Genomic DNA, 13,845 nt, shown 5'->3' with positions numbered 1-13,845 from the left:
GATTGTGGTTTCGAGAGCGAAATCGGTGCCACCCAATCCCACCCTCCGGGAGCTGGGCTTTCCGACCTTCCCTTGACAGTCCTGTCACTTAGTGACACATTGGAGCTGTCACTAAGTGACAAGTTCTGGAGGTGAGGGCGATCGGCGAGAAGCAAGACCAGGCGCGTCTCGCGGTGTCACGGCACGCCTGCAAGTTGTTCTGGGAACACGGCGTCACCGGCACCAGCGGTGACGACATCGCCGCGGCCGCAGGGCTTTCCACCCGCACGATCTGGCGCTACTTCCGCGCCAAGGAAAGTTGCGTCGAACCGGTCCTGGCCAAGTCGGCGGACCGCTTCATCGACATTCTGAACCGCTGGCCGCACGAACTGTCGTTGGCTGAACATCTTGCCGCTGATGGCCTTTCGCATCCATTGGCACCACAGGACGTCGAGGACGAGATCAGCGCGATGCGGATCGCCACCATGACCCCGTCCGAACCCGCGCTGCGCACGTCGTACCTGATGGTGCACGACCGGATGGAGCAGGGCTTCATCCCGGTGATCGCCGACCGACTGCATCTGCCCGTCGACGATCTCACCGTCCGACTGTGCGCGGCTGCCGTCACCGGGGCGTTCCGAGTCGTCGACGAAGACGTCAGCGTGGCGGTGATCGTCGAACGTAAGAAGGTCACCGAGGAGCAGGCGCTCGCGCTGATCGACCGGGCCATCCGTGACGCCACCAACGGGCGCCTCGGCGGACCCGTCTCGCCCTGATCCATCCCCGAAAGAGCTTGTCCGCCCCCGCGAAAGGAGCGTCATGGCGTTACCCGAACTGATCTCGGTAGAGGATTTCTTCAGCCCGCCCGAACGCACAGCCGCCAAGATCTCGCCGGACGGAACCAGGATCGCCTACCTGGCGCCATGGAAGAACCGTCTCAACGTCTGGGTTCAGGACCTCGACGGTGACACCCCGCCACGTTGTGTCACCGCGGATGAAACACGCAGCGTCTACATCTATGCATGGACCGACAATCCACGATGGCTGCTCTACATGCAGGACAACGGCGGCGACGAGAATTTCCACGTGTACCGGATCGACCTGGACAACCCCAACACCGGCGCCGTGGATCTCACGCCGTTCCCTGGCGCCAGGGCGAGTTTCGACCTCGCCAAGGGCCGCCCGGGAAAAGCGATCGTGCAGATCAACAATCGCAATCCCGAGCTCATCGACGCGTACGAACTCGATATCGCCACAGGTGAACTCACCCTGCTGGCGGAGAATCCGGGCAACGTCATCACCTGGCTGTGTGCGCCCAACGGTGACCTGTTCACCAATACGCTGACGGCCGACGGCGACGTCGAGATATCGCAATGGGATTCAGCCACGGCATCATTGCGTTCCATCAAGGTCTACGACGGCACCGATTACCCGCTGGGCATCTTCCCTCTGGTCATCTCCCCGGACGGCAGCGGCATCTGGCTCGGATCGAATGAGGGCAGCGACCGGACCCGACTGGCCCGCCTCGACGTGGCCACCGGCGAGGAGACCGAGGTGGACAGCCACCCGACATTCGACCTCGGCAATCAGATGGTGTTGCCGTCACCCTTCATCCTCAGCGAGCGTACGGGGGATCTGGTCGGCGCACGTTATTACGGGGAACGACAGGTGATCCACGCCCTCGATCCGAATTTCGCTGCGGTACTGGAGAATTTGACCGAACTGTCCGACGGTGACCTCGGCGGCATCTCGTCAGACGACAGCGGGCAACGATGGGTGGTCAACTTCACCCACGACCGCGACCCATGGGCCACCTACTTCTACGACCACTCGACCGGCGAGAGCCGCCTTCTCTTCCAGCCATATCCGAATCTGAATTCAGATTCATTGGCACCGATGGCCCCGGTGACAGTCACCGCGCGCGATGGGTTACCGCTGCACTCGTATCTGACCCTGCCCGTCGGGGTCGAGCCGGTCGACCTGCCGCTGGTGCTCCTGGTGCACGGCGGCCCGTGGTCACGGGACTGCTGGGGCTTTCAACCCGATGTACAGATGCTGGCCAACCGCGGATATGCGGTGCTACAGGTCAACTTTCGGGGCTCGACCGGCTACGGCAAGGCCTTCACGAAAGCCGCTATCGGCGAGTTCGCCGGCAAGATGCACGATGACCTGATCGATGCGGTGGACTGGGCCGTCAAGCAGGGGTACGCCGATCGCGACAAGGTGGCGATCTTCGGCGGCTCCTACGGCGGTTACGCCTCACTCGTCGGCGTCACGTTCACACCGGACGTGTTCGCCGCGGCCATCGACTATGTCGGCATCTCCAGCCTGGCCAACTTCATGCGTACGCTGCCGAATGTGGGCCGGCGGTTCCTGGCCACCAACTGGCACCTCTATGTCGGCGACCACAACGATCCGGCCCAGGAGGCCGACATGCTGGCCCGCTCCCCCATCACGAAGGTCGACCAGATTCGCACACCGCTGCTGGTGGTCCAGGGCGCCAACGACTCTCGCGTGGTCCAGGCCGAATCCGACAACCTGGTCGAGGCACTGCGCAAGCGCGGCGTCGAGGTCGAATACATGGTCAAGGAAGACGAGGGACACGGATTCCTCAACCCGGACAACCAGATCGACATGTACCACGCTGTCGAACGGTTCCTGGCCCAGCATCTCGGCGGCCGCGTCTAGTTTCACGCCGAGTGTGCAATCAGATCGCGGAAATTGACGGAATCACGATCTGAGCGCACGCTCGCGCCAAAAGAAAGGCCCCCGCCGTGGCGGGGGCCTTTCCGTTGTAAGGACTTACAGGTTGGCGAGCAGCTCGCGCGCCTTGGCGGCGGTCTCGGACGGCGTCTTGCCGACCTTCACGCCGGCGGCCTCCAGGGCCTCCTGCTTGCCGGCCGCGGTGCCCGCGCCGTCGGACACGATGGCGCCGGCGTGGCCCATCGTCTTGCCCTCGGGAGCAGTGAAGCCCGCCACGTAGCCGACGACCGGCTTGGTGACGTTGGCCTTGATGTAGGCCGCGGCCTTCTCCTCTGCGTCGCCGCCGATCTCACCGATCATCACGATCAGCTTGGTCTCGGGATCCTTCTCGAACGCCTCGATGGCGTCGATGTGGGTGGTGCCGATGACCGGGTCGCCGCCGATGCCGATGGCGGTGGAGAAGCCGAGGTCGCGCAGCTCGTACATCATCTGGTAGGTCAACGTGCCCGACTTCGACACCAGGCCGATCGGGCCCTTACCGGTGATGTTGTTCGGCGTGATGCCGACCAGCGACTCGCCGGGGGTGATGATGCCGGGGCAGTTCGGACCGATGATGCGGGTCTTCTCGCCCTTGTCGACGTTGTAGGCCCACGCATAGGCGCTGTCCTGCACCGGGATTCCCTCGGTGATGACGACCAGCAGCGGGATCTCGGCGTCGATGGCCTCGATGATGGCGTCCTTGGAGAAAGCCGGCGGCACGAAGGCGATCGACACGTCAGCGCCGGTCTCCTTCATGGCCTCGGCGACCGAGGCGAACACGGGCAGCTCGACGTCGTTGCCGTCTTTGTCCTTGTGCGACACGGTGGTTCCGGCCTTGCGGGCATTCACGCCGCCGACGACCTGGGTACCGGCCTTGAGCATCAGAGCGGTGTGCTTGGTGCCCTCACCGCCGGTGATGCCCTGGACGATGACCTTGGAGTCCTTGTTCAAAAAGATCGACATTGCAGCAGTCCCTTACTTGTTCGCCAGCTCGGCGGCCTTGTCGGCACCGGCGTCCATGGTCTCGGCCTGGACAACCAGGGGATGGTTGGCCTCGGCGAGAATCCTCCGGCCCTCTTCGACGTTGTTGCCATCCAGGCGGACGACCAGCGGCTTGTTGGCCTCGTCGCCGAGGATCTGCAGCGCCTGCACGATGCCGTTGGCCACCGCGTCACAGGCGGTGATGCCGCCGAACACGTTGACGAACACGCTCTTGACCTGGCTGTCGTTCAGGATGACGTCCAGACCGTTGGCCATGACCTCAGCCGAGGCACCGCCGCCGATGTCGAGGAAGTTGGCCGGCTTCACGCCGCCGTGCTTCTCGCCCGCGTAGGCGACCACGTCCAGCGTCGACATGACCAGGCCGGCACCGTTACCGATGATGCCCACCTCGCCGTCGAGCTTGACGTAGTTGAGGTCGTTCTCCTTGGCCTTGAGCTCGAGGGGATCGGTGGCGTCCTTGTCCTCGAACTCGGCGTGGCCGGGCTGCCGGAAGTCGGCGTTGGCGTCCAGGGTGACCTTGCCGTCCAGGGCCAGGATCTGGTCGTCGGGGGTGCGCACCAGCGGGTTGACCTCAACCAGGGTGGCGTCCTCACCGACGAACACCTCCCACAGCTTCTGGATGGTCACGGCCGCGGCGTCGAGCACCTCGGCGGGCAGGTGACCCTGCTCGGCGATCGAGCGCGCGAAGGCCAGATCGACACCCTTGACGGCGTCGACGGGAACCTTGGCCAGCCGCTCGGGCTTGGTGGCGGCGACTTCCTCGATCTCCATGCCGCCCTCAACCGAGCACATGGCCAGGTAGGTCCGGTTGGAGCGGTCGAGCAGGAAGGAGATGTAGTACTCCTCGGCGATGTCGCTCGCCTCGGCCACCAGCAACTTTTTGACGACGTGACCCTTGATGTCGAGACCGAGGATGTTGGTCGCGTGCTCGAGGGCGTCTTCGGGGGTGGCTGCGTACTTCACGCCGCCGGCCTTGCCGCGGCCGCCGACCTTCACCTGCGCCTTGATCATCACGGGCTTGCCGATTTCGGTGGCGATCGCCTTGGCGTCCTCGGCCGAGTCGGTCACGCGGCCCGGGGTCGTGGGGACGTTGTGCTTGGCGAACAGCTCTTTTGCCTGATATTCGAAGAGATCCATGTGCTTCCTAGATAGGCGTTGTCTGTCTGCGTTGACTTAGAAACTGCCCGGCCTGTACTTGCCGGACGGGCCCGCTGGCACTTTATCCACCACCCAGTGATGGATTAGCATCGCCTCCGGCTCATGTGGTAGATCTCACCGCCCATGGGAGGTGATACGGATCACATTCCAGCGCGGAATAGACCTATAAGTTGCCACCATCATTGGGATTTGGTTAACGTGCCTCTGGTCCAGATAACGTTCAGGTCACGACGAAGAAGGATTCTCGAGTCTTGCCGCAGCATCGTTCGTCCGCAGCTCCGCGAGGGGTGCCGACGGACGCGCGCCAGCGCAGACGCCGTGTTTCCCCTGAACAGCTGGACGCCGCCGAGGTCACGGACGTCATCCCGTTCAGCGCTTTCGAAGCCTTCGACGACCGCTCCGGTGAAGCCGAATCTGGCGTTATTCATGCCCCGGAACTCGACGATCTAAACGACACCGACGACTTGGTGCCTGTCCGCCTTGCCGTCCCATCACGCTTCCGCCCCGACGCGGGCAGCGAGCGCAGCTCGATGGCCCCGCGCGGAGCGCGAAATTCATCCCACGCCTATCGCGACAGCCACACCGATGTGAGCGACGGCGTCGCCGCGACGGACGTGATCAACATGTCCGGCCGCCGCGGTGCCCACCGCAAGGAGCACGCCGGCGCCGTCAAGAGCCGCCTGATGATCGCCGCCATGGCCGCGGGCGCCACCGCTGCAGGCGCCTACTCGTTGGGTAACCCCACCGAGACCCAGGCCGACGACACCATCCTGGCCTCCGAGGGCACTCACATCGAAGGTGCCTCGGTCACCGGCTCGGTGGACGGCATGCAGATAGTCTCGGTCTCCTCGACCGCCGACACCTCGGTGCATGCCGAGGAGATCACCAAGGCCGCCGCCTTCGCCCAGGAACGCGCCGAACGCGAGGCCCGCCTGTCGCGCCCGCTGTTCGTGATGCCCACCAAGGGCTACGTCTGGACCTCGAACTTCGGCTACCGCTGGGGCGTGCTGCACGCCGGCATCGACCTGGCGAGTCCGATCGGCACGCCGATCGTGGCCGTCTCCGATGGCGTCGTGATCGCCTCGGGCCCGACCGCCGGCTACGGCGCCTGGGTCAAGCTGCGCCACGCTGACGGCACCGTCACGCTCTACGGTCACATAAACACCTGGCTCGTCAGCGAGGGCGACCGGGTGATGGCCGGCGACCAGATCGCCACGGTCGGAAACCGCGGTTACTCCACCGGTCCCCACCTGCATTTCGAGGTTCTCCAGAACGGCACCAGTCGCATCGATCCGGTGCCGTGGCTGAACAAGAGAGGTCTCAGCGTCGGCAGCTATGTTGGCTGAGTGAGCGACGACCGTCAGTCAGCAGCCGATCACCCGGACGAAGACGACGACCGCACCCGCATCATCCGGCGCCAGCCGCAGGAACAACCGGTGTCCCGTCCCGTCCCGGTCGCCGAAGAACCCCACACCAGCATCATCCGACGCCATCCCACAGGCGCCATTCCCACCGCGGGCAGCGCGGAGCCCCAGACCAGCCTGATCCCCGGTGTCGCGGGCGGTGACGCGCAGACCGGCCTCATCGGCAGCGCGGAGGACGACGCCAGCACGCGCTACGTGCCCCGTGCCCGGCCCGTGGCCATCCCCCGCACCTCGGTGAGCATCAACCCCCGCACGGCGATCGTGGCGGCCACCTTCGCGATCCTCAGCGGGTGGGCCACCGGCGTCATCGCCACCGATCTGATCGCCGGCTGGTGGCGCACCGACCGATTGTTCTGCGTAGCCATCGGTTTCCTGGCAGCGATCTCGGCTGCAGCAACCATCGGCGGGCTCATCGCTTTGTTGCTGCGGCGGCGCATGGGCCGGCTGCTGGTTATTGTCGGCGCCGTCATCGGTCTGCTGATCTTCGCCAGTCTGTTCATCGCCGGGGCCCGACTGCATCCGGTCGTGTACGCGATGCCGGCGCTTCCGCTGGCCGCGATCCTGTTCACCGCGTTGCCCTCGACCGGGCGCTGGAGCGCGCGGAGATAAGTAGCGTCCGGCGGCGCCATTGAGCGCTGTTAGCGTTCCCCTGTGCGTCCAACTGCGATGGCGGCGATTGTCCTTACCTGTATCAGTGGCGTTTTGGGGATCGCCGCGACGCTGCGGGCGCTCCTTGTGGCCTGGTACACCATCGGCTACGGCCTTGATACCGCCCCTTTGCGGTTCTGTCACTCGATCCTCAACCTTGTCGTGCTGGCTGCCGTGACTGTCGCCTTGTTCGCCGGGGCCGTTCTGCTGGGCCGCGGTGATCGTCGTGGCCGCACGCTGGTGGTGGCGGCCAGTGCCGCGGTGATCGTGCTGTCGATCGTCGAGTTCGTGGTGTGGGCCGGACCCGGTTTCATAGCGTGGGGCAATCAAGGTGTGCTCGGTGTGACCCGCTGGGCGTGGTTCACGCTGTCGATCGCCACGCTGATCGCCGGCCTCCTCGCAGGAAGCGAAAAGCGCGGCCCTGCAGACGATCCCGAGGTTGTGGCGCCTCGCAGCAGCCGGGCGCCCAACCTGCTCGTCGCCGCACTGGCGGTGGCGATGGCCGCCTACAACCTGTGGCTGGCCAATAGACAGTTCGACTACAGCTTGCGCTACATCACCGACTTGACGGACCTGCTGCCGACTACGCCGAGCGCGACGTGGACGTTGGCGATGCTCGAGCCGCTGTCCGTGTCCCTCGTTGCGGCGGCAGTGCTCTTTGTCGGCGCGGCGCTGATGCCGGCAGGAATCGCCGCCGGCCGCTTCGTGGTGATCGCCGGATGCGCAATCACGCTGGCGCAGGGCATCTTCGGCTGGGCCGACCTGAATCGACTCTTCTACGAGATCGGCGCGGGCGAGCTGTCCACGATCTTCGCGCCGCGGTCGGCATCGGTGGTCGTGCTCACGCTCACCGTGCCCCTGGTCACCGCCGTGCTGGCGGCGGCGGCACCGGCAGGCGCACCTAGAACTTGACCGGCAACCTCGCCCAGCCACGGACGCTGGACGTATGGGCACGAAAAGCGTTGGTGTAGTCGACTTCCCAGTCCGTCCACCGCTTGAGCACCTCTTCGAACGCGACCCGGGCCTCCAGCCGGGCCAGCGCCGAACCCAGGCAGAAATGCAGGCCCTGACCGAAGCTCAGATGGCCGCCCGCGCGGTGGATGTCGAACCGGTCGGGATCGGTGAACTTCGCCTCGTCACGATTGGCCGATCCGTTGAGCAGCAGCATGTAGGAGCCCTCGGGTATCGCCTGCCCGTAGTGCTCGACATCCTGGGCGACGTAGCGGGCCTGCACCGGTGACGGCGGTTCGAAGCGCAATGTCTCCTCCACCGCACCCGGGATCAGGCTCGGATCGGCCACGAGCTCACGCCGTTGGTCGGGATGCTCGCCGAGCAACTGCCCCATGAAACCGATGAGCCGAGCGGTGGTTTCGTTGCCCGCACCGGCGATCATCGCGGTGTACGCGAGCACCTCGGTGCGGGTAAGCAGCCGCGATGTCCCGTCCGCCTCCTCGATGTGCGCGGTGAGCAGATCGGTCATCAGGTCGTCCGACGGATGCGAAGCCCGCCATTCGATGTACTCGGCGAACATCGCGATGGCGTCGGCGAAGATCGTCGGACTCACCCCGTCGGCGCTGGCGTCCACCGACGCCACCGTGATGGCCTTGTCGTTACGGTCCCGGATGCTCTGCTGCTCCTCCTCCGGAATGCCCAGCAGATATCCGATGGTGCGCATCGGCATGAACGCCCCGAGGTCCGCGACGAAGTCCAGACCGTCCTGCCCGCGCAGGGGATCCAGTGCCTTCGCGCAGAAATCGCGTACCAGGTCCTCGACCGCCAGCATGCGGCGTGGCGTGAAGACCCGGGACAGCAGTCGGCGGTGCAGATCGTGCAGCGGCGGGTCCTCGAACAGCAGGATGCCCGGCGGGACCTCGATACCGCTGAACAGGATGTCGGCCGTGGTGCCGCGTCCCGATCGGTAGGCCTGCCAATTGGGCAGCTCCCGCGCCACATCGTCCCACCGGCTCAGCGCATAGAAGTTGTACTTCTCGTTGTAGTACAGCGGCGCCTCGCTGCGCATCCGCTTCCAGATCGGGTACGGGTCGTCGTCGATGTCGTTGTCGAACGGGTCGTAGTAGAGCTCCACCGCCTGCTGCGTCGTCACCGATCCACTTCCCCATCCGCTGTACCAAATAGTTGTTCCAACGTACGTGGGACGCCTCCGCTGGTCAATCACCGGCTCACAGCCTTTTAACAGTCAGCCTGAGCCAAACCGTCGACCCGAAATCGGGGCCCGGCGTCTACTGGGGCGGATTCGCGTGTGTCTCACGCATTGACCCCTCGGAGGCCCGCTCCCATGTTCAACCGCCTGTTGCGCACCGCCTTTGCGCTCACCCTCATCACCACGGCCATCTCCTGCAGCAGCAACGACGACAACTCCGAGGGCTACACGCTGCGTGTCGGCGCAACCTCGGTGACCGGAACTCCCGCGGGTTCACTGGGCTGGGGCGACAAGCAGGGCATCCTCACCGAACAGCTGAAGTCCGCCGGGGTCGGCAAGATCGAGTACTCGTTCTTCCAGTCCGGCAGCGATGTCGCCTCGGCACTTTTCGCCGGCGCCATCGACGTCGCGGCCATCGGCGACAACCCGGCCCTGCGGGCCCGCAGCCGAGACCCGAAAGTAGTTCTGCTTTCCCTTGATTCGATCAACGGCGACGCCTGGCTGGTCGGTGCCAAAGGCGGGCCCACTGACATCAAGGGTTTGGTCGGCAAGGACATCACCGCCCCGCAGGGCACCATCCGCGACCGCGCCGCCCGCCAGCTCATCGATGCCGCGGGACTGGACGGCCAGATCCAGGTACGGGACGTGCCGACGCCCGAATCCATCGCCGGGCTGAGTTCCGGCAAGATCGACGCGGCCATCCTGACCGGCGCCAGCGCGGCCGAGCTGGAATCCAAGGGCTTCCCGATCATCGACAGCCTGTCGCGGCACGGCTTCGGCAGCACCGGCACCAACATCGCCCTCACCTCGTTCACCGACGCCCATCCGGAGTTCGTCGGCGCCTGGCAGCAGGCGGTCACCGCCGTCAATCGCGACATCACCGAGAACTTCGACGACTATCTGGGCTGGGTCGCGAAAACCGATGACACCGACCTGAAGTTCGTCAAACAGTCGACTCATGCTGATGAGTTCAATACCGAACCGTTCCCGCCGGTCGGTGTGGACCAGCTCGAAGCCGCATACAAGTTCCTCAACGCCGACGGATCGTTCGACAACGAATACTCGGTCCGCGAGTGGGCCGGAGCCAAGTCGTGACCGTAGCTGTCGCCAGCACCACGGCGGTCCGGACGGCCGCCACGCCCCCGGAACTCGTCGAGGTCGTCGGCGGCCACCGCCGACGAAAAGGCCTGTGGGCGCGCATCCCCCGGCCCGTACGCCGGCTGATGAGTCCGGCACTGATCCTCGCGGCGTGGACCATCGGATCGACGACAGGGCTCCTCAACACCGATCTGTTCCCGCCCCCGACCGAGGTGGCGGCCACCGCGTGGCGGCTGCTCGGTGACGGCCAACTCGCCACCCACGTCGGCGCGTCGGCTGTCCGGGTCCTGACCGGCACGGTGCTGGGCATCCTCATCGGCGTCCTGCTCGCGGTCCTGGCCGGGCTCACCCGGACCGGCGAGGACCTGCTCGACTGGACCATGCAGATCCTCAAGGCGGTACCGAATTTCGCGCTGACACCGTTGCTGATCATCTGGATGGGTATCGGTGAGGGCCCCAAGATCGTGCTGATCACCACCGGTGTGGCGATAGCGATCTACATCAACACCTATTCGGGGATTCGCGGCGTGGACCGGCAACTCGTCGAGATGGCGCAAACCTTGGAAGCTCCGCGGCGGACACTCATCACCCAGGTGATCCTGCCCGGTGCGATGCCGAATTTCCTTGTCGGCCTGCGCCTCGGGCTGTCCAGCGCGTGGCTGAGCCTGATCTTCGCGGAGATGATCAACACCACCCAGGGCATCGGCTACCTGATGTCGCGGGCCCAGACCAACCTGCAGTTCGACGTCTCGCTGCTGGTGATCGTCATCTACGCGGTGGCAGGCCTGCTGTCCTACACGCTGGTGCGGGTCCTGGAACGGCTTCTGCTGTCCTGGCGCAACGGGTTCGAGGGACTCGGAGTATGAGCGCTGTGGTCGACGTGCACGGCCTCACCCGCGCCTTCGGTGATCAGCAGGTGCTCAAAGATCTCGAACTGCAGATCGAGGACGGCGAATTCGTCGCGATGCTGGGGCGGTCCGGTTCGGGCAAGAGCACCCTGCTGCGCGTGCTGGCCGGCCTCGACGGTCAGGTCACCGGATCGGTGCGGGTCCCCCGCTCCCGGGCGGTGGTGTTCCAGAACCCGCGACTGCTGCCGTGGCGGCGCGCCCTGGCCAACGTGACCTTCGCACTGCCCGACGCTGGTCCCGACGCCCCCAGCCGAACCGCACGCGGGCGGTCCGCACTCGACGAGGTGGGCCTGGCGGAGAAGACCAAAGCATGGCCGCTGTCCCTTTCCGGCGGTGAGGCGCAACGCGTTTCACTGGCTCGCGCCCTGGTCCGCGAACCCGACCTGTTGCTGCTCGACGAGCCCTTCGGCGCGCTCGACGCTCTGACCCGGCTCAAGATGTACGGACTGCTGCACGAATTGTGGTCACGCAGACACATGGCCGTTCTGCACGTCACCCACGATGTCGACGAGGCGATCCTGCTGGCCGACCGGGTGGTGGTGCTCTCGGGCGGACGGGTCTCACTGGACCGTCGCGTCGATTTGCCCTTCCCCCGCACCCGCAGCGACGACGGGTTCGACGACCTGCGCCGTGCACTGCTGGCCGAACTCGGCGTCCGAGAGGAAGTAGGCCATGACCGTTCCCGCTGACCCCGATGCCCTGAACACCGATGTCCTGGTGATCGGCGGCGGTCCCGCAGCGACCTGGGCCGCCATCTCGGCCACCGAATCCGGCGCCCGGGTCATCCTGGTGGACAAGGGCTACTGCGGCACCAGTGGGGCGACCGCCGCCGGCGGCAACAACCTGTGGGCGATCGGTCCCGGGCCGCGGCGCGAGGATTCGGTGCGTGAGCGCGAACTCGCCGCCGGCCGGATCACCGACTCCGAGTGGATGTTCCGGGTACTTGCCACCTCGTGGGACCGGCTCGAACACCTCTCCCAGTGGGGCTACCCGTTCCCGGTGGGCGCTGACGGCCGCGAGATGCGCAGCAGCCTGCAAGGCCCCGAGTACATGCGCCGCATGCGCCGCAAGGCCCATCGCAGTGGCGTTCGCATCTTCGATCACCACCCGGCACTGGAGCTGACCGCCGACCCCGACGGGGTCGTCACCGGTGCCACCGGCATCGCGCGCCAGGACGGCGGCCGGCCATGGCGGATCACCGCGGGCGCGGTCGTGTTGGCCACCGGCGGAACTGCCTTCCTGTCCGGGACCTTCGGTACCAACGTCGACACGGGCGAAGGTCTCTTGATGGCCGCCGAACACGGAGCACACCTGTCCGGAATGGAGTTCTGCACCGCCTACGCGCTGGCCCCCGAATGGGGCGTGCACACCAAAGGCCGAATGCTGCAGTGGGGCAGCTTCTACGACGAGCACGGCCGCCCGTTCACCACCCAGCGCGGGCTGAGCGGGCGCCAGGATGCGCAGCGGGCCCTGACCCGCGGCGAGCGGGTGTTCGCCCGGCTGGACCGGGCACCCGAAAACATCCGCCAGACCATGCGCGACGCCCAGCCGAACTACTTCCTGCCGCTGGACAAGGCCGGCATCGACCCGTTCACCACCGCCTACCCGATCCGGATGGTGTACGAGGGATCGGTGCGCGGCACCGGCGGTCTGCGGCTCGTCGGACCCGATTGCGCGACAACGGTTCCCGGACTGTACGCGGCAGGTGATGCCGCGACCCGCGAGCTCATCACCGGCTCGTTGTCGGGCGGCGGCAGCCGCAACGGCTCATGGGCGATCGCGTCGGGCACCTTCGCCGGCCGCGGCGCCGCCGAGTTCAGCCGCACCCGGCGGATATCCGCTGGTGAGCCTGTCACCACCTCCTGGCGCTCCCGCGCAGGCGGACCCACCGTCGAGGAGGTGGTGGCTGCCGCACAGGCGCACGTCCTGCCCCCGCAGCGCAGCTACCTGAAATCCGAAGAGCGGCTCCGGGAGTCCGCAGCAGCGCTGGAGACGGTGTGGCGCGACATCGCCGACGGCCTGGCTCCGGTGCCGGCCCGCGACGTCTACAAGCAGCGTCAGGCAGTGGCCATGGTGGCCGCGGCCCGCTGGATCACCGCCGCGTCCCTGGCCCGGCCGGAAACGCGCGGCCTGCACCGTCGTGAGGATCTTCCCGAATCGGATCACCGCTACGGGCACCGGATCCTGACCGGCGGCCTGGACCGGGTGTGGACGGCGCCTGATCCCGTTGCCCCGCAGCTCATCTCCTCGGAGGCAGTGGCGTGATCGAGATCGTCAGCACCACCGCCTGCATCGCGTGCGACCTCTGCATCAAGGTGTGCCCCACCGACGTCTTCGACCGGGGCGACGACGGGGTGCCCGTCATCGCGCGCCAATCCGACTGCCAGACCTGCTTCATGTGCGAGGCCTACTGCCCCACCGACGCGCTCTACGTCTCGCCGGTCTCCACGCCGGTGGGCGCCGGCAGCCCGCATGCTTCCGAATCCGCGGTCAGCGATGCGGGGCTGCTCGGCGGTTACCGGGAGATGGTCGGTTGGGGACGGGGCCGCTCCCCCGGTTCGCGCCTGGATCAGAACCCGGTGCTGACCTCGATCCCGCCACTGGCCGAGCCGCGCCTGGGTTCCCCCGCCGTACTGGCGGACGGGCCATGGAACCATCCCGATCACGAAGTGGCGCCGAGATCTACGTCAGGGTCGTAAACCGTCAGGAGTCACGACCCTGACGT

Annotated in this window: 13 protein-coding genes; 10 read left to right on the top strand and 3 right to left on the bottom strand. The window is 66.3% G+C overall.

The features are described from left to right. The first annotated feature begins 140 nt into the window (after window positions 1-140). Window positions 141-755, top strand: a complete 615-nt coding sequence (locus ACNQVK_RS10780; RefSeq protein ID WP_418034100.1) for a TetR/AcrR family transcriptional regulator — start codon at window positions 141-143, stop codon at window positions 753-755. 43 nt (window positions 756-798) lie between these two features. Beyond that, window positions 799-2,667, top strand: coding sequence for an alpha/beta fold hydrolase (locus ACNQVK_RS10775; protein WP_418029508.1), 1,869 nt, complete (start codon window positions 799-801; stop codon window positions 2,665-2,667). 114 nt (window positions 2,668-2,781) lie between these two features. On the opposite strand, the gene sucD is transcribed toward ACNQVK_RS10775, so the two are convergent. Continuing rightward, the gene (gene sucD / locus ACNQVK_RS10770) at window positions 2,782-3,684 is read right to left on the bottom strand and encodes a succinate--CoA ligase subunit alpha (RefSeq protein ID WP_044520139.1); all 903 of its coding nucleotides are present in this window, start codon (window positions 3,682-3,684) and stop codon (window positions 2,782-2,784) included. Window positions 3,685-3,696: 12 nt separating this feature from the next. Continuing rightward, window positions 3,697-4,860 (bottom strand): ADP-forming succinate--CoA ligase subunit beta, encoded by a 1,164-nt coding sequence (gene sucC / locus ACNQVK_RS10765; RefSeq protein WP_044520140.1) that lies wholly within the window; start codon window positions 4,858-4,860, stop codon window positions 3,697-3,699. Window positions 4,861-5,132: 272 nt separating this feature from the next. Here sucC and ACNQVK_RS10760 point away from each other — a divergent pair, with 272 nt between their 5' ends. Genes ACNQVK_RS10760 through ACNQVK_RS10750 form a run of 3 tightly spaced genes read left to right on the top strand, consistent with a single transcriptional unit; the run spans window position 5,133 to window position 7,865 of the window. Further along, on the top strand, window positions 5,133-6,227 hold the full coding sequence (locus tag ACNQVK_RS10760; RefSeq protein ID WP_418029507.1) for a M23 family metallopeptidase: 1,095 nt from the start codon (window positions 5,133-5,135) through the stop codon (window positions 6,225-6,227). Next, entirely contained in the window at window positions 6,228-6,914 is a 687-nt protein-coding gene (locus tag ACNQVK_RS10755) for a hypothetical protein (RefSeq protein WP_418029506.1), read from the top strand. 42 nt (window positions 6,915-6,956) lie between these two features. Then, complete coding sequence (locus ACNQVK_RS10750; protein WP_418029505.1) at window positions 6,957-7,865, top strand: hypothetical protein; 909 nt, start codon at window positions 6,957-6,959, stop codon at window positions 7,863-7,865. On the opposite strand, the gene ACNQVK_RS10745 is transcribed toward ACNQVK_RS10750, so the two are convergent. Continuing rightward, window positions 7,855-9,057, bottom strand: coding sequence for a cytochrome P450 (locus ACNQVK_RS10745; RefSeq protein WP_418029504.1), 1,203 nt, complete (start codon window positions 9,055-9,057; stop codon window positions 7,855-7,857). The genes ACNQVK_RS10750 and ACNQVK_RS10745 overlap by 11 nt on opposite strands. A gap of 192 nt (window positions 9,058-9,249) precedes the next feature. Here ACNQVK_RS10745 and ACNQVK_RS10740 point away from each other — a divergent pair, with 192 nt between their 5' ends. From ACNQVK_RS10740 to ACNQVK_RS10720, 5 genes are read left to right on the top strand one after another with little or no spacing between them, the layout of a single operon-like run. Further along, complete coding sequence (locus ACNQVK_RS10740) at window positions 9,250-10,209, top strand: ABC transporter substrate-binding protein (RefSeq protein WP_418029503.1); 960 nt, start codon at window positions 9,250-9,252, stop codon at window positions 10,207-10,209. Further along, entirely contained in the window at window positions 10,188-11,078 is an 891-nt protein-coding gene (locus tag ACNQVK_RS10735) for an ABC transporter permease (RefSeq protein WP_418029502.1), read from the top strand. Before ACNQVK_RS10740 ends, ACNQVK_RS10735 begins: the two co-directional genes overlap by 22 nt. After that, window positions 11,075-11,809, top strand: coding sequence for an ABC transporter ATP-binding protein (locus tag ACNQVK_RS10730; RefSeq protein ID WP_276128175.1), 735 nt, complete (start codon window positions 11,075-11,077; stop codon window positions 11,807-11,809). The genes ACNQVK_RS10735 and ACNQVK_RS10730 overlap by 4 nt, the downstream gene beginning before the upstream one ends. After that, complete coding sequence (locus ACNQVK_RS10725; protein WP_418029501.1) at window positions 11,793-13,385, top strand: FAD-binding protein; 1,593 nt, start codon at window positions 11,793-11,795, stop codon at window positions 13,383-13,385. Before ACNQVK_RS10730 ends, ACNQVK_RS10725 begins: the two co-directional genes overlap by 17 nt. Continuing rightward, a complete protein-coding gene (locus ACNQVK_RS10720; protein ID WP_418029500.1) occupies window positions 13,382-13,819 on the top strand; it encodes a 4Fe-4S binding protein in 438 nt (145 codons plus the stop codon). The genes ACNQVK_RS10725 and ACNQVK_RS10720 overlap by 4 nt, the downstream gene beginning before the upstream one ends. Window positions 13,820-13,845 lie beyond the last annotated feature (26 nt).

It is taken from the genome of Mycobacterium sp. 134 (genome assembly GCF_048282715.1).
GTDB classification, from domain to species: domain Bacteria; phylum Actinomycetota; class Actinomycetes; order Mycobacteriales; family Mycobacteriaceae; genus Mycobacterium; species Mycobacterium septicum.
Note: the sequence above shows the minus strand (reverse complement) of the source record. Positions and strands in the feature narration are given on the sequence as shown.

Coding starts and splice junctions, on each gene's coding strand:
- ACNQVK_RS10775 (WP_418029508.1), top strand. CDS start 799: ATGGCGTTACCCGAACTGATCTCGGTAGAGGATTTCTTCAGCCCGCCC.
- sucD (WP_044520139.1), bottom strand. CDS start 3,684: ATGTCGATCTTTTTGAACAAGGACTCCAAGGTCATCGTCCAGGGCATC.
- sucC (WP_044520140.1), bottom strand. CDS start 4,860: ATGGATCTCTTCGAATATCAGGCAAAAGAGCTGTTCGCCAAGCACAAC.
- ACNQVK_RS10740 (WP_418029503.1), top strand. CDS start 9,250: ATGTTCAACCGCCTGTTGCGCACCGCCTTTGCGCTCACCCTCATCACC.
- ACNQVK_RS10730 (WP_276128175.1), top strand. CDS start 11,075: ATGAGCGCTGTGGTCGACGTGCACGGCCTCACCCGCGCCTTCGGTGAT.
- ACNQVK_RS10725 (WP_418029501.1), top strand. CDS start 11,793: ATGACCGTTCCCGCTGACCCCGATGCCCTGAACACCGATGTCCTGGTG.